At 37.6% G+C, this 22,877-nt stretch carries 10 protein-coding genes and 1 pseudogene; 9 read left to right on the top strand and 2 right to left on the bottom strand.

Going from position 1 to position 22,877, the window contains the following annotated elements:
- The 9 genes and pseudogenes from JM81_RS18340 to JM81_RS18300 form a co-directional block, all read left to right on the top strand.
- On the top strand, positions 1-436 hold a 436-nt coding region (locus tag JM81_RS18340; protein WP_144805527.1), incomplete at its 5' end, for a DUF4159 domain-containing protein.
- A gap of 2 nt (positions 437-438) precedes the next feature.
- Positions 439-1,536, top strand: a pseudogene (locus tag JM81_RS18335) (AI-2E family transporter).
- 6 nt (positions 1,537-1,542) lie between these two features.
- Positions 1,543-2,724, top strand: coding sequence for a class I SAM-dependent methyltransferase (locus tag JM81_RS18330; protein ID WP_144800191.1), 1,182 nt, complete (start codon positions 1,543-1,545; stop codon positions 2,722-2,724).
- A gap of 421 nt (positions 2,725-3,145) precedes the next feature.
- On the top strand, positions 3,146-6,457 hold the full coding sequence (locus JM81_RS18325) for a SusC/RagA family TonB-linked outer membrane protein (protein ID WP_144800190.1): 3,312 nt from the start codon (positions 3,146-3,148) through the stop codon (positions 6,455-6,457).
- Positions 6,458-6,514: 57 nt separating this feature from the next.
- Complete coding sequence (locus JM81_RS18320) at positions 6,515-8,263, top strand: RagB/SusD family nutrient uptake outer membrane protein (protein WP_144805526.1); 1,749 nt, start codon at positions 6,515-6,517, stop codon at positions 8,261-8,263.
- 95 nt (positions 8,264-8,358) lie between these two features.
- Positions 8,359-11,916, top strand: a complete 3,558-nt coding sequence (locus JM81_RS18315) for a VCBS repeat-containing protein (RefSeq protein WP_144805525.1) — start codon at positions 8,359-8,361, stop codon at positions 11,914-11,916.
- 147 nt (positions 11,917-12,063) lie between these two features.
- Positions 12,064-15,393, top strand: a complete 3,330-nt coding sequence (locus JM81_RS18310; protein WP_144805524.1) for a VCBS repeat-containing protein — start codon at positions 12,064-12,066, stop codon at positions 15,391-15,393.
- A 391-nt stretch (positions 15,394-15,784) separates the two neighbouring features.
- Positions 15,785-19,069: a SusC/RagA family TonB-linked outer membrane protein gene (locus tag JM81_RS18305; protein ID WP_261375150.1), complete on the top strand. Its 3,285-nt coding sequence runs from the start codon at positions 15,785-15,787 to the stop codon at positions 19,067-19,069.
- Positions 19,070-19,092: 23 nt separating this feature from the next.
- On the top strand, positions 19,093-20,847 hold the full coding sequence (locus tag JM81_RS18300; protein ID WP_144805523.1) for a RagB/SusD family nutrient uptake outer membrane protein: 1,755 nt from the start codon (positions 19,093-19,095) through the stop codon (positions 20,845-20,847).
- Between the two features lie 75 nt (positions 20,848-20,922).
- Here JM81_RS18300 and JM81_RS18295 read toward each other — a convergent pair whose 3' ends face one another.
- Positions 20,923-22,044, bottom strand: a complete 1,122-nt coding sequence (locus JM81_RS18295) for a multiheme c-type cytochrome (protein WP_186435609.1) — start codon at positions 22,042-22,044, stop codon at positions 20,923-20,925.
- 102 nt (positions 22,045-22,146) lie between these two features.
- Entirely contained in the window at positions 22,147-22,860 is a 714-nt protein-coding gene (locus JM81_RS18290; RefSeq protein ID WP_089261739.1) for a prolyl oligopeptidase family serine peptidase, read from the bottom strand.
- Between the last annotated feature and the right edge of the window lie 17 nt (positions 22,861-22,877).

The following is a 22,877-nucleotide window of genomic DNA, read 5'->3' as shown; positions in this document are numbered from 1 at the left end:
TCAATACCCATTTTTACACATGACAGGCCACGGCAATGTTATATTATCCGATGATGAAATAGAAAATCTGCGTACATATCTTTTATCCGGTGGATTTTTACATATCGATGATAACTATGGTATGAAGCCGTATATTACAAGAGAAATAAAAAGGCTGTTTCCTAACAAACCTTTAGAGGAATTGGGATTGGACCATCCAATTTTCTCGATAGCATATAAATTTCCACAAGGGCTACCTAAAATCCATGAACATGACGGTGAACGTCCACAAGCTTTTTCCATTGTTCATAATAACAGGATTGTTCTATTGTTCACCTCCGAAAGTGATTTAGGTGATGGTTGGGAAGACCCTACCGTGCATAATGACCCAGATGAAATAAGACAAATTGCCTTGAAAATGGGAGCCAATATCATCTCCTATGCTTTTAAAAATTAACTATGACCGCAAAAACCATTTCTAAAGGAATATTAAGTGCTGTTGGCGTAATGTGGGTATTGTACTCCTACTCTATTTTCTTTATACAATTAGGTCCGTATTGGCCTATTTGACCATTGCGGCCGTGGTGGCACTTATTGGCAGCCCTTTGGTCAGGTTTTTAGGCTTAGGCTAAACTTCCAAATATTTTGGCCGTAATAATCACCATGCTTTTAATGGTCGGTATTTTAGCCGGTATTTTTGCCTTGTTCATACCCCTACTCTCGGAACAAAGTAAAAACCTATCTCTTTTAGATATAGATGGTTTACAAAAAAGCATTAACACCCTTTACCATCAGATTACCAATTATTTGGGGCTGTCATCCAATATGGTGGAAAATGTCATTGATGATGTTAAATTGGAAAGGAATATTTTAGAAGGTCTTGATATTGGGTTTATTCCCAACTTTTTAAACTCATTTCTAACAGTTTTAAGTTCGGCAAGCATTGGCTTGTTTTCTGTACTCTTTATTTCTTTTTTCTTTTTAAAGGATAGAAAACTTTTTGAATATGGATTGCTCATATTTGTCCCAAAGGATAAAAAACAAGGCACTACAAATTCCATTGAAAAAATAAATGGATTGTTATCAAGATATTTTGTTGGATTATTGTTACAGATTTTTATTCTATTTATAATCTACACCATAGTATTGCTCATTGTAGGTATAGAAAATGCGGTGGTCATTGCCTTTCTTTGCGCATTGTTTAATATCATTCCATATATTGGCCCAATTATAGGTGGGGTAATGATGTTGACCTTGACTATGACCAGTAACTTGGGACAAGATTTTAGTGAAATCATCTTACCAAAGACAGGCTATGTGTTAATAGGATTGGTGTTTGGGCAGCTAGTTGATAATTTTTTCTCCCAACCTTTTATTTTTTCCAACAGTGTAAAATCCCATCCATTGGAAATATTCTTGATCATCATTATTGCAGGTCTTTTATTTGGTGTAGTAGGTATGATTGTTGCCATACCGGGATATACCGCAATTAAGGTGATTTTAAAAGAATTTTTATCGGACAATCAAATAGTAAAATCACTCACGCAAAATCTATAAACTTTAGTGAATCCTGCAGTTTTAAGTGATGAAGTTCAACAGTTCATTAATGAACATCTATCAACTGACGTTCATAAATTACTGTTGAAAAAATCCCCTTTTGTAGAGATTACATCCAAAGAATTGGTGGAGCAAATAGAATCCAAGGCAAAAGCAAAGCATAAGTTACCTACTTGGTTCAATACGGAAAAAATCTATTACCCCAATAAACTAAACCTTTCCCAAACGTCATCAGAAATTACGGCCGCTTATAAAGCTTCATTATTGCATGGCTCTTCATTAATTGATTTAACAGGTGGTTTTGGAGTAGATACATATGCTTTTGCCAAAATAATGCAACAGGTAGTCCATATTGAAAAAAATATGATGCTTTCAAAAATTGCAGCCCACAATTTTGAACAATTGGGTATAGCTAATATTGACTTTCATATTGAAGATGGAATAGCTTTTTTAAGGGCCAATGACCTTATATATGATTGGATTTTTATTGACCCCTCTAGAAGAGATAAGGATAACAAAAAAGTCTTCTATTTAAAAGACTGCGAACCTAATATAACTGAACAGTTTGATTTTCTTTTTAGCAAGGCCAACAACATCATGGTAAAAACAGGTCCTTTATTGGACATTAATAATGGTCTTACCCAAATGGCCCATGTAAAGGAAATTCATATTATTGCCGTGTCCAATGATGTAAAGGAGCTGCTATGGATTTTAAACAAGGACTATACCGGTGAGCCACACATTAAAACAATAAATTTCAAAGACGCCAACCCACAACTATTTGACTTTATTCTAAGCGATGAAAAAAATGCACTCGCTAATTATTCATTACCTAGACAATACCTCTATGAACCTAATGCTTCTATTTTAAAATCCGGAGCCTTTCAACATATAGCAAATGCTTTTTCCCTTTATAAACTACATTTACATTCCCATATATATACCTCGGATAAATTAATTACTTTTCCAGGTAGGCGATTTATAATTTTGGAAACTCTGGATTATTCCAAAAAATCCATAAAGCAATTAAAATTGAACAAGGCCAATTTAACTACCAGAAATTTTCCAGATAACGTTAAGGAAATAAGGAAAAAACTCAAATTAAAGGAAGGCGGATACAATTATCTCTTTTGTACCACCACCTATGATGAAAGATTAAAAATCCTAATTTGCGAGCAAATCTTTTAAAAAGAAATAGGCCTTATTTATATTTTTTTTAACTATAAGTTTTCTTAAAAATATAGGGAAAAACTATTCTCTACACACCACTATAACGTTTTAGAAAGCCCAACTACAACGTTATATTTTTAAAAAATTACATACAATTATCAGTTATAATGTTAAAATTTTAACATTTATAAATATAAATTCTACTTGGCTTTATTTTTTAAAAATTCAATAAATACAGGCAGTTCAAGAGTTTTCGTGTAGTTGTTTTTTAAAATTGCCAATTATGGACTCCATAATTTTCATAAATGATTTATGCCTATTTGACATTTAATTGCTATTATTATATCGGATTTTGATTTTTTTAACATTTGATAGCTCAATCAATTAAACAACAAATCAACTTGCCGAAATTTATTTAAACTAACAAACAACAACGATTATGAATCAAAAACGTGATTTCAGGTCGGTAAAGTTCCAAAAAAGGTCTTCCTTTTTTAAATCTGGAATTTTATCGGCACTCATCTGTCTTGGAGCCCAAATGGCACAGGCAAATGAGAAAACAAAAGCTTCAACAGAATTTGAAGTTAACACAGTACAATCTACAGTTACGGGTACGGTAACAGATGAACTTGGAACGCCACTCCCAGGAACCAATGTGGTAGAAAAAGGTACTACGAACGGTACCCAAACAGATTTTGACGGTAACTTTACACTAAATGTTCAACCAGGAGCAACATTAGTGTTTAGTTATATAGGGTTTCAAGCTAAGGAAGTAGCGGTAAATGGTCAATCCGTCATAAACACTTCCTTATCTGAAGATGCAGCGGCCTTGGATGAAGTTGTAGTAACAGGATATCAAGTACAGACCAAAAGGGAAACAACAGCTGCAGTTTCTATAGTAGCAGCTGAAGATTTAGCAGCGGTACCTTCTGGAAACATAGAACAACAATTACAAGGTAGGGTTGCCGGTGTTACCGTATTGACAAATGGTCAACCGGGTACTACAAGTCAAATTAGGGTTAGGGGTTTTAACTCATTTGGTAACAATGCACCGTTATATGTAGTTGATGGAGTCCCAACGCGAAATGTGGACTTTATAAATCCAGATGACGTACAAACCGCAACTGTACTTAAAGATGCGGCCGCCGCCTCTATTTATGGTGCAAGAGCGGCAAACGGGGTAATAGTATATACCACCAAACAAGGATCAAGATCAAAAAGAAAAACTACGATGACATTAAATGTCAACAGTGGTGTTGTTGACCCAAATGTTGCCGGTGCCCCACAAATGCTAAGTCCGTTAGAAATGGCAAGGTATACGCATATAGGATATGAGAACAATGCAGCCGCCAATGGTACTGCTGTTCAATATACACATCCGCAATATGGTACCAATGCTACGCCAACAATTCCAGACTACTTACATGCAAATGGCCAGAACGGAGTAAGTGCTGCAAATGTAGATTTAGCCGCTGTAAGAGCAGCATATGAATCTGATCCAGATAACACGTTCTTGATCAGACCTAATTTACAAGGTACCAACTGGTATAAGGAAATTACGCGTATAGCACCCCAGAGCAGGGTTTCTTTAGGATTTGATGGAGGAACGGAAAATGGTCGTTTTTACATGGGTATTTCAGCACAAAACCAAGACGGTATAGTTCTGGCCCAGGAATTTTCTCGTTACGCAGCCCGTTTTAATTCTGAATGGGACGTTACGCCTTGGTTGAGCGTTGGTGAAAACTTTCAGGTTACTTACAGATCTGCTATTGGTATTGCCGGTGGAGCCGGTGGTGTAGAAGTAGCGGATGATGAATCTGAAGTTCTTTCCGCTTTTAGAATGCCTACCATAATTCCGGTAAGGGATGAATTTGGCAGCTATGCCAGTACGAAAGCAGCTGGTTTCAACAACCCAAGAAACCCTGTAAGAAGATTAAAGCTTAACAATGGTGATGACAAATCATACAACATTGGTGGATTTGGAAATGTTTATGCATTGATTAAACCTTTAGAAGGTTTAACCTTACGTTCCAGTCTTGGTGGTAGTTATGGTAATTACCATTATGTAGATTACAACTACAGATATTTAGGGGATTCTGAGCCAGAAGCCAGTAACTCATTCGGCGAAGGTAGTGGCTATGGTTTTTCATGGACGTTTACAAATACCTTTAGCTATGAAAAACTTTTTGGGCAACATAAGCTGACCGCTTTTGGTGGTATAGAGGCATTGAATACCGGAAGAGGTAGAAATATTTCAGGTTTTGGTATCAATCCATTTTCTACAGATTTGGATTTTCAAAGCTTAAGTGTTGTGCAGAGTCCTGTAGTCCAAAGTAACCAGTTTAAGGGATCAACCTACTTTTCTACTTTTGGAAAGTTAGATTATAACTTTAACGAAAAGTATTATTTAACAGGTGTACTTCGTCGTGATGGTTCATCTCGTTTTGGTGAAAACAAAAGATATGGTGTTTTCCCTGCAGTTTCAGCTGCTTGGAGGGTTATTGACGAACCGTTTATGCAAAACCAAGATATCATTTCTGATTTAAAAATTAGAGGTGGTTGGGGTGAAATGGGTAGTGATTCCAACGTATCGCCCAATAACCAATACTCTTTATTTGCTTCTGATCGTGGCAATACGTTTTATCCAATTGATGGTCAAAACAGTGGTGCCAACGAAGGATTTGCGGCAAGTAGAATTGGAAATCCAAATGCACAATGGGAAACCTCTGAAACAACGAACATAGGTTTTGACCTTTCCTTGTTCAATAATAAATTGGAATTTATCCTGGATTGGTGGAAAAAAGATACTAGAGACCTTCTTTACCAAGTGCCGTTACCAGGTGTAGCAGGTAATTACGCCGCTTCACCATCAGTTAACATTGGTGGTATGAGCAACAAAGGGGTAGATTTCCAGATAATTGGTAGAGGTAATATTACCGAAGACCTTTCTTTTGAAGTAACCAGTACAAATTCATTCCTTAAGAATGAAATTACCGCTTTGGCTCCAGGTATTGATGCTTTTGGTGATAACATTGCCTATAGAGGTATAGCACCAATACGTAATTCCGTAGGAGAATCCATTTCTACGTTCTTCGGTTATAATGTAATAGGATACTTCAACTCAGCTGAAGAAGTTGCAAATTCACCAGATCAAGCGGATAAGGCCCTAGGTCGTTTTAGATATGAGGACGTAAACGGTGATGGCGCCATTACTCCGGACGATAGAACGGTTATTGGTAGTGCTGTACCGGATTTTACCGGTGGTTTGGATTTAATCTTACGTTATAAGAACTTAGAGTTCCAGACCTATTGGTATGGTTCCGTAGGTAATGAAATTTTCAACCAATCCAAATGGTTTACTGATTTCTTTGGTACGTTTGAAGGTTCTGCAAAAGGTGTGGCCGCTTATGGTTCATGGACACCGGAATTAGGTAACAATGCAACTGCCCCAATTTGGGAAAGTGCCTCTAACTTAAGTACGAGTGGAGCATCTAACTCCTGGTATGTAGAAGACGGTAGCTACTTAAGGTTGGTTCAACTGAGAATAGGTTATAATTTCGATGCAGACTTAGTTGAAAGCATGGGACTTAGCAAGTTTTCCGTAGGATTATCCGCAAACAACATTTGGACAATTACGGATTACAGTGGACTTGATCCACAAGTTGCAGGACCAGATACCAACTTTGGTATAGATGTAGGTAACTTCCCAGTAACTCCAAGCTACGCAATTACCTTAGAAATAGGCATTTAAGAGTTAAAACATAAAATTAACAATACAATATTTAGTAACTTTAAGAAAAAGTAAACTATGAAAACATTTAAATTAAAAAAAACGTCGTTACTCTTAGGCGCGTTGCTTCTAGCATCGATGTCATGTAGCGATGAATTTTTGCAGGTAGCCCCAACGGACTCCCTTGCAGATTCACAGGTAAGTACCAAGGCAGGTATTGACGGTTTATTGATCGGTACATATTCTGCCCTGAACGGAGTTTTTGGAAATAGATTCGAAGGTCCTAACCACTGGGCCACAGGATCAGTTGTTGGTGGAGATGCCAACAAAGGAACAGATGCAGGGGATTATAGCTCCCTTAATCCCATTCAACGTTATGAGGCCAGTCCCGTAGACCCTAACAATGATTTTAACAATCTTTGGAGAGGCAGGTATGAAGGGGTAAGCCGTGCCAATAAGGTGTTATCGGCCATTGCCAATTCAACTGAATTGACCGCTGCAGATGCTACAAGACTTTCTGGGGAAGCAAGAATGTTAAGGGGCCACTTTTATTTTGACCTTAAAAAGCATTTTAACAATATTGTTGTTTTTGATGAAACCGTAGCTCCAGAAGATTTGGCAACATTGCCAAATAATGGTGATGCGTGGGCTATCATTGAATCTGATCTTCAATATGCCTATGACAACTTACCTGCGGTAAACGGTGCCGGTAGAGTAAACAAATGGGCAGCAGGAGCACTTTTGGCAAAGGCCAAATTATACCAACAAAAATTTGGTGAAGCCAAGGACTTGTTTGACGATGTAATTGAAAATGGTGTAACATCCAACGGTCTTAAGTATGATCTGTTAGATGATTACGCGCAAATTTACAATGCAGAAAATGACAACCATGCAGAAGCTGTTTTTGATGTGGAATCTGCAAACAATACGGGTAACGTACAAAATGCAAATGCCTTTGACGACTTGAACTACCCTTATAATACCGGTCCTGATGGTCCTGGTAACTGCTGTGGATTCTTTCAACCAAGTTTTGAAATGGCAAATTCATATAGAACAGGTGCAGACGGACTTCCTCTATTGGATAAATCATATAACAACCCAGAAAATGTGGTGAAAAATGATTTTGGTCTGGAAGCGGATGAACCGTTCGTTGAAGATGATGGTCCGTTAGATCCTAGAATTGATCATGCTATAGGAAGAAGAGGTATTCCTTATTTAGATTGGATAGAACACCCAGGTAAAGCTTGGATTCGTAGCCAACCTTATGCCGGTCCTTATTCCCCTAAAAAGTATATCTATTACAGAAGTCAGGAAAATAGCTTTACGGATGGTAGTTCTTGGACACGTGGTTATGCAACAATGAACTATACCATCATCCGTTTTGCAGATGTACTTCTAATGGCTGCAGAAGCAGAAATTGAAGCACCGGGCGGTTCATTGGACACAGCATTGGAATATGTAAATAGAGTGAGAAGAAGAGCTGCAAACTCAGAACATTGGGTAAAAGAATATGATTCTGATGAGAATGCCGCAAATTATGTAATTTCTGAATATACGTCGTTTCCAAATGCAGATTTTGCTAGGGATGCGGTACGTTTTGAAAGAAAACTTGAACTTTCTGGCGAAGGTCACCGTTTCTTTGATTTAGTAAGATGGGGTGTTGCAGCAGAAGAGCTTAATGAATATTTGGATTATGAATCTACATTACTGGTAACCAAGTTTGGTGGTGCTAGTTTCGTAGCTGGGAAAAATGAGTACTTCCCTATTCCACAAGCTCAAATTGATATTACTGGTTCTGATGTCCTACAACAAAATCCAGGATATTAATTCATAGAAATCACTATTGAATACATAAAAAAGGCTACCAATCATGGTAGCCTTTTCTTTGTAAATCTTTTTGTATATGCACATTAATAATGAAAATGAATAGATTACCACTACCCCTATTTCTATTATGTAGTTTTTTCCTATACTTGGGATGCAATGATAATAATCCCAAAAAACTTTTTACAGTCCTTGATGCAACTACCACCGGATTAAATTTTTCCAATCCCATTTTTGAGAATGATTCCATTAATATTATTGACAATGAATTTGTATACAACGGTGCCGGTGTAGCCATTGCAGATATAAATGGTGATGGTCTTGATGATATTTTCCTAGCTGGAAATCAGGTAGACAATGCCTTGTTTTTAAATGAAGGAAATTTAAAATTCAGAGATGTAAGCAAGGAGTCAAACATTGGTAAGACAGATAGTTTACAATGGTCATCCGGAGTCACAGTTCTTGACATTAATTTAGATGGTCTTCAAGATATCTATGTTTGTAATACTTTCAGAAAAGATAGTACTCAAAGAAAAAACTTATTATTTATAAACCAAGGAAACAACAATAATAACATTCCGGTTTTTAAGGAAGAAGCTTCCAAGTATGGATTGGATGATACAACATATTCCTCGCACGCCCAATTTTTTGATTATGATAATGATGGTGATTTAGATGTTTTTATTGGTGTTAACCGTATAGAAGGCATCAACCCAAATCAGTTTAGTCCCTTAACAGATGATGGTACCTCTAAAAGCAAAGATATTTTATATGAAAATGTATTTGTAGATAGCATATCAGAACCAAGGTTCATAGATGTATCGACCAAGGCAGGCATACGCTATCATGGTTACAGTCATAGTACGCTCATACATGATTTTAATGAAGATGGTTGGTTGGACATTTACGTGGCCAATGACTTTTTAAGCAACGACCTTATTTACATCAACAATAAAGATGGCTCATTTACCAATAAGGCGGGAGATATATTTAAACATTTTAGCCTTTCATCCATGGGCAGTGATATAACTGATGTGGATAACGATGGGCGCATGGATATATTTACCACAGAAATGCAGCCCTACTATAACAAAAGAAAAAAACTTTTTCAGGGCCCGAGCAGTTATCAAAAAGAGATTTTTACCAAGAAATTTTTATATGAACACCAGTATACCAGGAATACATTACAGCAAAACCTTGGTGTTAGTCCAGAAACAGGTCTACCCATATTTGGTGAAATTGGCATGTATATGGGCATACAGGAAACAGATTGGAGCTGGGCTCCATTATTTGCTGATTTTGACAACGATAGTTGGAAAGATTTACTCATCACCAATGGATTCCCAAAAGATGTGACCGATCGTGATTTTGGTGATTTTAGAATCTCGGCAAGTAGATTGGTAAGCAAACAAACCTTGATCGATGCCATACCTGAAATTAAAATTCCAAATTTCATCTTTAAAAATATAGTGGGGAAAACGTTTTATGATGCTACCCAAGATTGGGGACTGGACTTCGGTACATTCTCCAATGGTGCGGCTTATGGAGACCTTGATAATGATGGGGATTTGGATCTTGTCATCAACAATATTAACGACCCGGTATTACTTTTGGAAAACAATGCTAACGAATTGTTTCCTGAAAAGAATTACCTAAGAATAAAGTTATCCGGGGACAAAAAAAATCCAGAAGCATTTGGTAGTACCATAGTAACTTATTACGGTAATAAGGTACAGCGACAGTCACTTTTAACGGGAAGGGGTTATTTATCTCAGCCAGAGAAAACGTTCCATGTAGGTTTGGGAAAATTCCAAAAAGTGGATAGCCTAAAAATTATTTGGCCAAATGGTGACATTCAGCTTGAAATAAACCCCGCTCTTAATGAACTAAACGAATACACGTACCGTCCTGTAAACAAATTATCACTTCTAAAAAAGAATCCGGTTTTTAAAAAAGCTTCGCAAAACTTGGGTTTAAACCATGTCACTAAGGATGATGACTTTATCGATTTCAACTTTCAAAGAACCATACCGCATAAATTTTCACAATATGGTCCATCTATCGCTGTAGGTGATATTAATGGAGATGGCTTAGACGATATATTCATTGCAGCAAGTAGAGGGCAAGAGGAAACTTGGTTTATACAAACCGCTAATAGCACATTTGAAAAAACTATGGTATCCTATAAAAGTGATGAAAAATTAGAAGATGATTCCGGTTCATTATTATTTGACGCCGATAATGATGGAGACTTAGATCTTTATTTGGCAAGGGGTAGCGCCCAATATCCTGCAGGTCATAAATTATATAAGGACAAATTATTATTGAACGATGGATATGGAAATTTTACAGAAGCCGTCAATTCTATCCCAGATATGTTTTCAAATACAAACTGTGTAAAAGCTGCGGATTTTGACAAAGATGGCGACCTAGACCTTTTTGTAGGTAGTAGGGTTTTACCATTTTCTTACCCTTCTGCGGATAGATCGTACATTTTGGAAAATCAATCCAACGGAACTGATATAAAATTTGTAGATGCTACTTCCAAAATTAATGCAGATTTAAAGTTTCCAGGATTGATAAGTGATGCCATATGGTCCGATTTTAACAATGATTTTTGGCCAGATTTAATATTGGTCGGTGAATGGATGCCCATTAGGTTCTTTGAAAATAAAAACGGAACCCTCATAGAACAAAAGGAAAATGCCAATATACAAGATAAACATGGCTGGTGGAACAGTATAGCTGCTGGAGATTTGGATAATGACGGTGATGTAGATTATGTAGTTGGCAATGTTGGCCGTAATTTAAATTTCACAGGAACCAAAGAGCAGCCTGTAAGGCTTTATGCCAAGGATTTGGATAATAATGGTACCATAGACCCCCTTTTATCATTTTATCTCAGGGATAGTCTGGGGACCAAAAAAGAATATCTGTACCACCCCTGGCAAGATGTTACCAAACAATATGTTGGCATTAGAAAAAAATATAATTCATTTGGGGAATTTGGTGCAGCCACTCTAGCAGAAATGTTCAATGATGGGCTATTGCAAGATGCCGTAAAACTTAAACTCAATTACATGGAAACTTCTTTAATAGAAAATATGGGAAGTGGCAAATTTAAGATTCATGCATTACCTATAGCAAGTCAATATGCACCAATTTACGGTATTATGCTACAAGATATTAACGCTAATGGATTCTTGGATGTTATGCTTGTGGGCAATGATTTCGGAATGGAAGTACAACAAGGTATGGCAGATGCTTTCAACGGGCTTTTAATTAAGAATGAAGGTAATTTAAAATTAAGCCCCATATCTCTTGAAGATTCTCATTTTTGGGTACCTGGTGACGCAAAATCATTGGTAAATGTGCACTTACAGGACAATAAGGAATTGGTTATAGCTTCGCAAAATAATGATTCATTGAAAATCCATGAATATAATGACCAAAGAATAGGCTCACCTATCAATTTTAAACATGGTGAAGTAAAGGCACGTATAACGTTTAAAAATGGAAGAAAAAGAATTCAGGAAGTGTATTGGGGCAATAGTTTCAATTCTCAGTTCACACCACGTGTGTTCATGACCGCTAGCGTAAAGGAACTAGACTTTTACGACGTAAACGGGGCAATAACCAGAAATATCATGAATTAAATAGGACACCTTTAAAACAATATATTAACTGAATTTAAATACTACTATTTACTTCACATGTTTATACAGTAAATTATGAAAGTTTACAACCGTGTATTTTAAAATTCAGCGTAAATTAAGGGTGTCATTTAAACCAATCTATACCAAATGCGTTTTCTATCAACCTTTACAATTCTAATTACATTTCTTGTTTTATGTTCATGCACAGAAGAGCCCAAGACCTTGTTTGAAACTCTTCCGGCATCTGAAACGGGAATTGAATTCAATAATCTTATCGTTGAGACAGATAGCTTTAATATTCTTACCAGTGAATATATTTTTAACGGTGGCGGTGTAGCCATTGGTGATTTCAACAATGATGACAAACCAGATATTTTCTTCAGCGGAAATCAAGTACCCAACAAATTATACTTGAACCAGGGAAATTTTAAATTCAAGGATGTTTCAAAGGAAGCAGGTATAGAATCTATAAATACTTGGAATACCGGTATTGCACTTGCGGATATCAATAACGATGGGTTTTTGGATATATATGTGTGTTCTGCAATGCTTAACGAAGAAGAGAATAAAAAAAACCTTCTCTTCATTAACCAAGGATTAAATAATAACCAAGTTCCAGTATTCTCAAATAAGGCGGAAGAATACGGTATTGAAGAATCGGGCAACAGTATGGGAGCCACATTTTTTGATTACAATAAGGACGGTCTTTTAGACCTATATGTTTTAAACAATGTGGATATACATGTACTTCCTGCAAATTATCGTAAAAAAACAACTGATGGATCTGCCCTCAGTAATGACAGGTTATACAAAAATAATGGTAACGGCACATTTACAGATGTTACCCTAGAAGCAGGTATTACTATAGAAGGTTATGGTTTAGGTTTAGCTATTTCAGATTTGAATTATGATGGTTGGCCGGACATTTATGTCAGTAATGACTACTTGACCAATGATGTTCTTTACATTAACAACCAAGATGGCACGTTTAGTAATAAAATCAAGGAGCAGGTAAAACACCAGAGTAAATTCTCTATGGGCAATGACATCTCGGATTTTAACAATGATGGCTATCTGGACATTCTGACCTTGGACATGCTTGGAGAAACCAATCAAAGACTTAAAACTACATTATCAGGACATAAGTATACAGAATATATTCTTAATGAAAGGTATGACTATGAATATCAACACACTAGGAATATGCTTCAAAAAGGCAATGGTAGTAATCTTCCTTTTAGTGAAATAGGATTATTGGCAGGAGTATCCAAAACAGATTGGAGCTGGTCTCCCCTATTTGCAGATATGGACAATGATGGCTATAAGGATATTTTGATCACCAATGGTTTTCCCAGGGATATTACCGACCTTGATTTTGGTGATTTTAAGTTTAATGTTAGTAGATATTTAAGTCCTGCACAAATCTTGGATTCTATTCCAAAAATTAAAATACCCAACTATGCCTTTAAAAACAACGGAAATAATACGTTTGAAGATGTGAGTACTACTTGGGGACTTGGGGTTCCATCATTTTCCAACGGGGCTGCATTTGCAGATTTAGACAATGATGGTGACTTGGATTATGTCGTAAACAATATAAATGACAAAGCTTTGCTTTTTAGAAACACCGCAGATAAGCTAGATCAAAAAAAACATAATTTTTTGACCATAAAGCTAACTGCAAACAATGCCCTTACTGTTGGCACCAAATTGGTTCTAACATTGCCAGACGGCACATTTCAGTACCATGAACACAATACCTATAGGGGCTATATGTCCACAGTAGAAGATATTATTCATTTTGGTTTGGGTCAAACTAACGAAATACAAAGTGTGGAGGTGTTATGGCCAGATGGCAAATTTCAAAAATTGGACAATATTAAGGCCAATGAAAAAATAGTACTGGAACACGCAAATGCATCTTTGGTTTCATTGAATGAACTAAAATTTCCCCTAGCCCAAAATCTCCCTGAAACAATTTTCCAGGAAGTCTCAAAATCCGTTGGCATACAATTTAAACATGAGGAAACGGATAAGATAGATTTTAATATTCAGCGAACGTTACCGCACAAGCTTACACAAAATGGACCGCAAATTGCCGTGGCGGATATTAATGGTGATGGCACGGAAGACTTCATTATAGGTAGTTCTTCCGGAACTTCGCCACAATTGTTCACACAGGATACCAACGGTACTTTTAGTCAACGATCACTATATATTAATGAGGAAGATTTTAAGTTTGAAGAAGAGAGTATAGTTTTTTTCGATTTGGAGAACGATGGCGATTTAGACCTATATCTAGTATCTGGCAGTAATGAATTTGCTTTGGGCGACACATCTTACAACGATCAACTTTTACTCAATGACGGTAATGGTAATTTCACTCAATCCAAAAACAAAGCACCTGAAATAAACTCAAGCGGATCGGTAGTCGTAGCCAATGATTTTGACAAAGATGGCTTTACAGACCTTTTTATTGGAGGACGAACACCTTATGGCCAATACCCTACCCCAGAAAAAAGTTATTTATTAAAAAACATAAACGGAACCTTAAAAGATGTTACCAATGAACTAGCTCCCCAAATAAATGAACTGGGTATGGTAACGGATGCTATTTGGGCAGATGTGGACATGGATAATTATGATGATCTTATAGTAGTAGGTGAGCTAATGCCCATTTCTATTTTTAAGAATAATGGTAGTGGTTTTCAAAAGCTAGAAAACACGGGAGTTGATAATTTACGTGGTTGGTGGGAAAGTATTTCTAAAGTTGATATGGACAATGATGGAGATCTGGATTTTATAATAGGTAATTTAGGTGCCAATAATTTTTACCGCCCAACACTGGAAAGACCTACTACGGTGATCGCCAAGGATTTTGACAATAATGGTACCATAGACCCTGTTGTATTTTCCTATTTTAAAGAAAGCTTTGAAAATCCGGTCCAAAAATCTTTTCCTGTACATTTTTGGGCGGACTTAAATGGTCAAAGTCCTATGTTCCGAGCAAAATTCAATTCGTTTAAATCATATTCCAAAGCAACAATCAAAAATCTTTTCAATGAAAGTGAAATAAAAGGCGCAACAACATTGACCGCAAATTTTGATAAAAGTATTTTTCTTGAGAATCTTGGCAATGGAACTTTTAGGCATTCCGAATTACCTATAGAAGCTCAATTTGCCCCAATCAACGACATAGCTATCCTAGATTATAATAATGACTCATTAAAAGATATCCTTTTGGTTGGAAACAATTTTGGAAATGAGGTATTTATAGGTAGAAATGATGCATTTAACGGTTTGCTTATAAAGAATGAAGGAAACGGTAAATTAACCACCATACCAACTCCGGAAAGTGGGTTTTTGGTACCTGGAGATTCAAAAAGCATGGCTATCATTAACAGCAATAAAGAAAAATTCCCATATTATATAGTTACCCAAAACAGGGATTCCCTAAAGGTATTTCAGAAAAATTAATACGTTTACGACACCTTAAAATATCGGTTGGTAAAACAAGAAAGTTTACCAACCGATAATATTTTGGTTAAATACTGCCATAAGTGGATTCTCTAATTGAGATTTAGAATAATATCACATTCCCGTTAATTAAATTATCGTTATTTATTTAGCATTTTAGTAACCAATAGATGTAATCTTCCCCATTTATCACTGTAGAATTTTACGACCAACAACATCTCATAGACGATAAACGCCATTCCTAAATAGCTTAATGCAATATTTTAAAATATAATGTAAATTATTGGTTATTTCATAAAATATTAACTAATATTATGATAATTTAATATAATTTTTAACCTTGATTAAGAATTATTAATAAATCAACAATTTAACTAAACAACAACTTATTATGAACAAAAAACCAGATTTTAAATCGGTAAAATCCAGAGAAAGCTTATCATTTCTTGGCAAAGGATTTTTACTGATTGTAGCATGCATTTGCACCCATAGTATGGTTGCAAATAAAAAACTGAATGTTATGGCAAGTATTGAATCGCCGGTACCCCAGTCAGTAGTCACCGGTACTGTATCCGATGAAATGGGGCCGTTACCCGGCGCCAGTGTTCTTGTCAAAGGAACTACAAATGGTACTCAAACAGATTTTGATGGTAATTTCACCATTGAAGCCCCTAATGATGCAATTTTGGTCATCAGCTACATAGGGTATAAGACAATGGAGGTTGCCGTTGACAGTCAAACGACCATAAATGTAACCCTTCTGGAAGATGCCAGTAAATTGGATGAAGTTGTCGTTACGGGATATGGCACTCAGGCCAAAAAAGACTTGACCGGTGCAGTATCCGTTGTGGATACTGATGAGCTTTTAGCTACACCTGCCACCACTTTTGCCCAACAACTTCAAGGTAGGGCTGCCGGTGTCAGTATCGTTAACGATGCAAGACCAGGTGGGGAAGCCACCGTACGTATTAGAGGTTTTGGTACAGTTGGCAACAATGACCCATTATATGTAATTGATGGGGTCCCAACCCAGGCCCAAGCCAATTTGAACCCTAATGATATAGAATCCTTACAAATATTAAAAGATGCTTCTGCAGCATCCATTTATGGATCCAGGGCCGCAAACGGTGTAATTATCATTACGACCAAGAAAGGAAAAATGGGAAAACCTACTATTTCCTATGATACCTATTACGGAATGCAAACTGCAGACAATGACGTGGAGGCGTTGAACGCCAGGGAGCTGGGACAATATTTATATTTGGCAGATTTGTATGCCGGTAAAACCCCAGGTCATGGTCAATATACGTTTGGGCCCAATGGTGAGGTTACCATACCGGATTATGTATTTCCTAGTGGAGCCAATGAAGGCGATGCTGGAACTGACCCAAATCTCTATGCATTGGAAGAAGGTAACATCTACGCCATTACCAGATCGGCAGATACGGATTGGTGGAAAGAAGTAACTAGGTCCGCTCCTATTCAAAGCCATAACATCTCTGCTTCCGGTGCTACGGACAAAGCCCGTTACGCATTTTCACTTGGTTATTTTACGGCAGACTACGTAACCAAATTCAGTAGTTACGATAGAATTTCCTTAAGGGCAAATACAGAATTCAAGGCCATAGGCGACAAACTGACCATTGGTGAGAATTTTACGGCCTCTTTTGATAATACTAAAGGACAATATCAAAATGATGAAGAACAAAACGCCGTATCCGCAGGATATAAACACCATCCCCTATTGCCTATCTATGATATAGCAGGAAACTTTGCAGGAAGTAGAGGTGCCAACTTGGGTAACAACTTCAACCCATATGCTTCATTAAAAAGAAATGAGGACGATCGCGTGTATAGATTAAGATTGTTGGGTAATGTTTTTGCTAATTACGAGCTTACAAAAAACTTAGCCATAAGATCAAGTTTTGGTGTTGACGTGCGTGCCCAAAGAGAAAGGGACTTAGGTAGGCCACAACCGGAATATGTTGAAGGTAATTTTATCAATAGTTCAGAATCAAGGGAACAGTATGAATACCAATGGACATGGACCAATACCCTAAGTTATACCAAGACTTTTAACGAAGTTCACAATTTTCAGGCATATGTAGGTATAGAATCCATTCAACAATTTGAAGAGCGTTTTGGAGCAAGAAGGGAACGTTTTGCCTTTGAGACCCCTAATATTCTTAGCTATTTAAACCTTGGTAATGCTACCACCTCAACTAATTATGGCTTCGTTGAGCAAGATTACTCCTTGTGGTCTCAATTTGGAAAGCTAAACTATGATTATCAAGGAAGGTATTTAGCCCAATTCATTTTAAGAAATGATTCATCCTCAAGGTTCCAATCTGCTTCAAGAAGTGCAGTATTCCCGGCATTTAGTTTAGGGTGGAGGGTTTCTGATGAAACCTTTATGAGCAATATAGAATGGATCAATGATTTAAAGGTCAGATATGGCTGGGGCCAAACAGGTAACCAACAGATTGGGGACTATAATGCATTTACCACCTTCCGTTCTGATATTGGAACCGGTGGTTATCCAATTGATGGTAGCACAGGTTCACCAACCATAGGCTTTTCCACCCGCGCATTTGGTAATCCAAACGCAAAATGGGAAACTACTACGTCCAATAACTTTGGGTTGGATTTATTAATGTTCAACAGTAAAGTAAACTTCAATTTAGATATCTGGAATCGTGTTACCACAGATATGCTGTTCCAAGTTCCTGTGACCTACACGGCCGGTCAAGCAGATGAACCTAGGTTCAACGTGGGCGGTGTCACTAATAAAGGTGTTGACTTTACCTTAGGGTTTAATGATACCAAAGGTGATTTTGGCTACGGCATAAGTGCTAACGTTTCTCAATACACCAATAATGTAGACCAATTAAGCGAAAGTGCGGATACTAGGTTCTTTGGTAGTTCAAGAAGGGTTCCGGCATTAACCGTAACCCAAGCAGGTTCTCCATTATCATCTTTCTATGGTTTTAAAACCGTTGGCATATTTCAATCGCAGGCAGAAGCGGATGCATGGCCGGAGTATGGAGATTACAACGCTCCTGGTAAGTTAAAGGTTGCGGATATCAATAATGACGGGGTCATAAACGATGATGATCGTACCGTTATAGGCAACCCCCATCCAGATTTTACGTATGGTATCAATTTGGACTTTACCTACAAGAACTTAGCATTGAATATTTTCGGAAACGGGTCACAGGGTAATGATATCTATAATTACGTACGCTATTTCGCAGATTTTAACACCTTTCAGGGAAATAGGTCAAGGAGGGCGCTATATGATGCTTGGCAACCCACAAATCCCACTGCCGATCCAAGTACATGGGTAGCCGCCAATCCTAACGCTACCGTTCCTATAATGGATGCCAACGACCAGATTAGTAGTAGACCATCATCCTATTTCATAGAAGATGGTAGTTTCTTTAGAATTAAGAACGTTCAATTAACGTATAGTTTTACTGAAAATCTGCTGTCCTCCATTGGTGGAATTTCAAGGGCATCTATTTATATACAGGGACAAAATTTAGCCACATTTACAAAATATACTGGCTTAAATCCTGAAATACAGACGGGTAACAATACCAACCTTGGTTATGACGGTGGTTTCTTACCGGTATCAAGAACCTTTTTAATGGGCCTTAACATTACCTTAAACTAATTGAAATGCATAAAATATATATCATGAAAAAGAGGAACATATTAATCACGGCTTGTGTCACCGCCCTGGTGTTTATAACAGGATGTAGTGATGAATTTTTAAATAGAGAACCCGAGGGCAGTTTCAGCGAAAGTGATGTTGCAACTGCAGATGGGGTTGAAGGACTTTTAATTGGCGCATATACCATGGTACCGGGAGGTGGACTAGAAGGCCAAACTTGGCACAATGACATTCATAGTTGGGTATTTAATATTGCCTCAGATGATGCCCTAAAAGGTACTGATGCCGGTGACCAACCAGAACAATCGTTCATAGAAGGATATGACTTTCAATCCTTTAATATTCACATAAGGGATAAATGGAGAGGACTTTATAAGGGTGTAGCCGCCACTAATATTGTTCTTACCACGCTTGCAGAAGTAGAGGATATTAGTGATGAAAGAAGAGCCCAAATAGTGGCAGAAGCAAAATTCTTAAGAGGATTGTTCCATATGGAAGCACGAAAAATGTGGAGAATGCCAACTTATATAAGTGATGAAAATTTCGCCTTAAACGATCTTGAAAGCACGAAAATTCCGAACGACAGGGAAATTTGGCCATTGATCGAAGCAGATTTTGAGGCTGCGGCAGCAGTGTTGCCCGCTACGCAAGGAGATGTAGGAAGACCTACTAGTTGGGCCGCAAAAGCTTTTTTGGGCAAAGCCAAGATATATCAAGGGTTTGACGAGAACGGCACGGCCAACCTGACCAAGATGGGCGAAGCAAAAGTAATTTTCGATGATATTATCGAAAATGGTCCTTTTACTTTAATGGATAAGTTTGAGGATAACTTTAAAGTTGCCACACGTAATAATACCGAATCTATCTTTGAGGTACAATACGCAATTAGCAGTGCATCTGGAGATGCCGCCAATAGAGGTATTGGCCTGGCACACCCGTATACCGATCCTTGGGGTTGCTGTGGTTTTTACCAAGCGTCTCAAAACTTGGTGAACGCATATAAAACCGAGGATGGATTACCACTATTGGACACGTTCAATGAAACCAACGTATCCGCAGATGTGGATGAAACCACAACATTGTCGACCTATACAGGTACATTGGATCCCCGTTTGGACCATACGGTAGGAAGACCGGGTATTTTATATAAGGGCTTTAAAATTTACCAAACAGATTTTGTCAGGGACCTTTCGTATGCCGGACCATTTTTCTCCATGAAGCATGTTGCGGAACCTGAAGCTTTTGGTCAAGGAGGATGGGGAAATCTTTCTGCCAACAATTATAGGATCATGAGGCTAGATATGATATATCTATGGCTTGCTGAAGCAGAGGTTGAATTAGGTGATTTGGAAAGGGCTCGTACCTTGGTCAATGAAATAAGAAGTAGGGCGGCTAATCCTGAAGGATTTGTACCCCTTGCCACCCAAGGTACGGACCGAAACGATTTTACCATTGAAGCCGGTACACCTGCTGCCAATTATGAAATTGCAACCTATGATGAAGTTTGGACAGACCCCGTCTTAGCTAGAAAAGCGGTTAGATTTGAAACACGATTGGAATTTGCCTTGGAAGGTCACCGATTTTTTGACCTACAGCGTTGGGGGATTGCAGCAGACGTATTAAATGCATACATAGCAAGCGAATCTGAGTTGAGGACGTATTTATCGGGAAAATCCTTTACAAAAGGAAAACATGAATATTTCCCTATACCCATAGAAGCCATAGATCGCTCTGCAGTGGATGGGCAACCAACCATAACCCAAGACCCTAATTATTAAAATTTAAGTTTTATCATTTGTTCGTTCAAGAGAGGTTGAAATTTATGTTCAACCTCTCTTTTCGTTTAAAGGTTTTCAGTCGTATATCCCAATTAAATGGCTACGTATGTAAACCGGTATTTCATCTTCCTGACCCTCAACGCTTAGTTTCATAACTTTGGATGGAGATAATGGCATATGGCAAGAAATACAATTTTGGTCTACTGTATGGTTAACATCCAAATTATCAGTATTGATACTATTAACATTATGGCAGGTTAGACATTTATTGTTGAAATGGTCAGCATTGCCACGCTCGGCTTCATGTGGGTCATGACATGTCATACAATCCATTTTAGGAGTATTTACAAAACATGCACTTTTACTCAAAAGTCCCATTTGATTTCCATGTACATCCAGTTCCAATGGAAGGTTATAACTTCTAAAGTTTTTAGAATATAATGATAGTGTGTCACCAGATAAAAAAGAGAAAGGGTTACCTTTTATTTGTTGAGCCTGAAGTCCGGAATGGCATACCGCACAGACATCTAAACGTTGTTGCCTAGAATACGTACTATAGTCATCAACATAAGCAGCAGATTTTGAATTGGGCGTATTTCGATGGTATACCACATGTTTTTCCAAAGGACCATGGCATCTTTGACAATCTATACCTAACAGCAACTTTTCACGATCATAAGTATTACTATTACCCTTTGGGTTGGTATTCTTTGCAAAGGTTACATGGCATTTTAAACACGTATCATCAACTTCTCTACGCACGGCGTATTCCGGAAAGCTTGGGCTATTGACCCACGAACCTGTAGGCTGAAAATAGGATGGCTGTAATTGATAAAGTTCATTACCGTTCCAAGTTAGATAACTCTGCCCTTTTACACCGGAACCAATGACCAAATCTAATTTTGACCTTACTTCCAAGGTATCTCCAAACTTTGCTTTTGCATATTGATAAAGATGATTGTTTAACTCGGTCATTTTAAAACGAACACCGGTAAGGTTCAGTTCATTGTAACCCTCGTTAAAGCTTCCTTTTACATGTTCGTTATCCGCAATAGCTGAAGTTTTGTAATGAGCGGTTTCCAAATGAGATTTGTAAATATCCGGATGACATTCCATACATGTTTCAGAACCAACAAAATTAGCCCCGTTATAATGTGTAGCCACTATTTCAGGCTCAAGATAATCCGAAATCTTCATAGAGTTCCTTATGGACCAAATCCCATAAGCCAGCAGCAGGAGCAGAATTAAAATTAAAGTGTATTTAATATTCCGTCTGCTATCCATGCCCTATACTTCTAACTAGTTTAATTCCTGATTCATAAACCAGTCGTACAATGCATCGGTCTCATAAGCCTTTATCCATGCACTATGCCCAACATTTGGATATTTGGTAAATAGGACATCATACCCCATTTCCTTAAGTCGATCCACCATAGTTTCAGATTCTTCAATTGGGATAGACTTATCCTTTTCTCCATGAAACACCCAAATTGGCATTTTTTTATTGATCCAAGATGCATAGGGCACCGGCGTCATACCGCAAACAACGGCCATTGCGGCAAAAGTTTCAGGGTACTGAACCGCAAGTTCCCACGCAGCACCTCCGCCTCTACTAAGGCCCGTTAAGTAGATACGTTTTTTATCTATTCTATTGGTCGCCACTATAGAGTCCAACAATTGTTTCACGGCTCTTGTGTTCCACCATTTTTTTTCATTGGGGTTTTGAGGGGCCAAAATCAAAAAAGGAAATTTCTTCCCTTGGGCAATAAGTTTTGGAGGTCCATTTCGTTTAACGGTCACCAGGCTATCGCCAGATTCGCCTCCACCGTGCAAAAAAAGCAAAATAGGAAAATCCTTTTCTGGCTCGGTTTCGTAATTTTCCGGATAGTATAGGTAATAGGCAAGATGCTCCCTTACATTGGTCTCCATGGCATCATCGATTAAGATTGCTCTTTCTTGGGAAGCACAATTTTGAAATAGCACAAGTAGAATTACATATAAAATATACTTCATTGATGACAGTGAATTAG

It is taken from the genome of Maribacter sp. MAR_2009_72 (assembly GCF_007827235.1).
In the GTDB taxonomy this organism is placed as follows: Bacteria; Bacteroidota; Bacteroidia; order Flavobacteriales; family Flavobacteriaceae; genus Maribacter; species Maribacter sedimenticola.
This window is presented reverse-complemented; position numbering and strand designations above follow the sequence as displayed.

Bases quoted from the DNA above. Each gene is read 5' to 3' on its own strand.
- JM81_RS18300 (WP_144805523.1), top strand. From the start codon at position 19,093: ATGAAAAAGAGGAACATATTAATCACGGCTTGTGTCACCGCCCTGGTG.
- JM81_RS18320 (WP_144805526.1), top strand. From the start codon at position 6,515: ATGAAAACATTTAAATTAAAAAAAACGTCGTTACTCTTAGGCGCGTTG.
- JM81_RS18310 (WP_144805524.1), top strand. From the start codon at position 12,064: ATGCGTTTTCTATCAACCTTTACAATTCTAATTACATTTCTTGTTTTA.
- JM81_RS18325 (WP_144800190.1), top strand. From the start codon at position 3,146: ATGAATCAAAAACGTGATTTCAGGTCGGTAAAGTTCCAAAAAAGGTCT.
- JM81_RS18290 (WP_089261739.1), bottom strand. From the start codon at position 22,860: ATGAAGTATATTTTATATGTAATTCTACTTGTGCTATTTCAAAATTGT.
- JM81_RS18305 (WP_261375150.1), top strand. From the start codon at position 15,785: ATGAACAAAAAACCAGATTTTAAATCGGTAAAATCCAGAGAAAGCTTA.
- JM81_RS18315 (WP_144805525.1), top strand. From the start codon at position 8,359: ATGAATAGATTACCACTACCCCTATTTCTATTATGTAGTTTTTTCCTA.
- JM81_RS18295 (WP_186435609.1), bottom strand. From the start codon at position 22,044: ATGAAGATTTCGGATTATCTTGAGCCTGAAATAGTGGCTACACATTAT.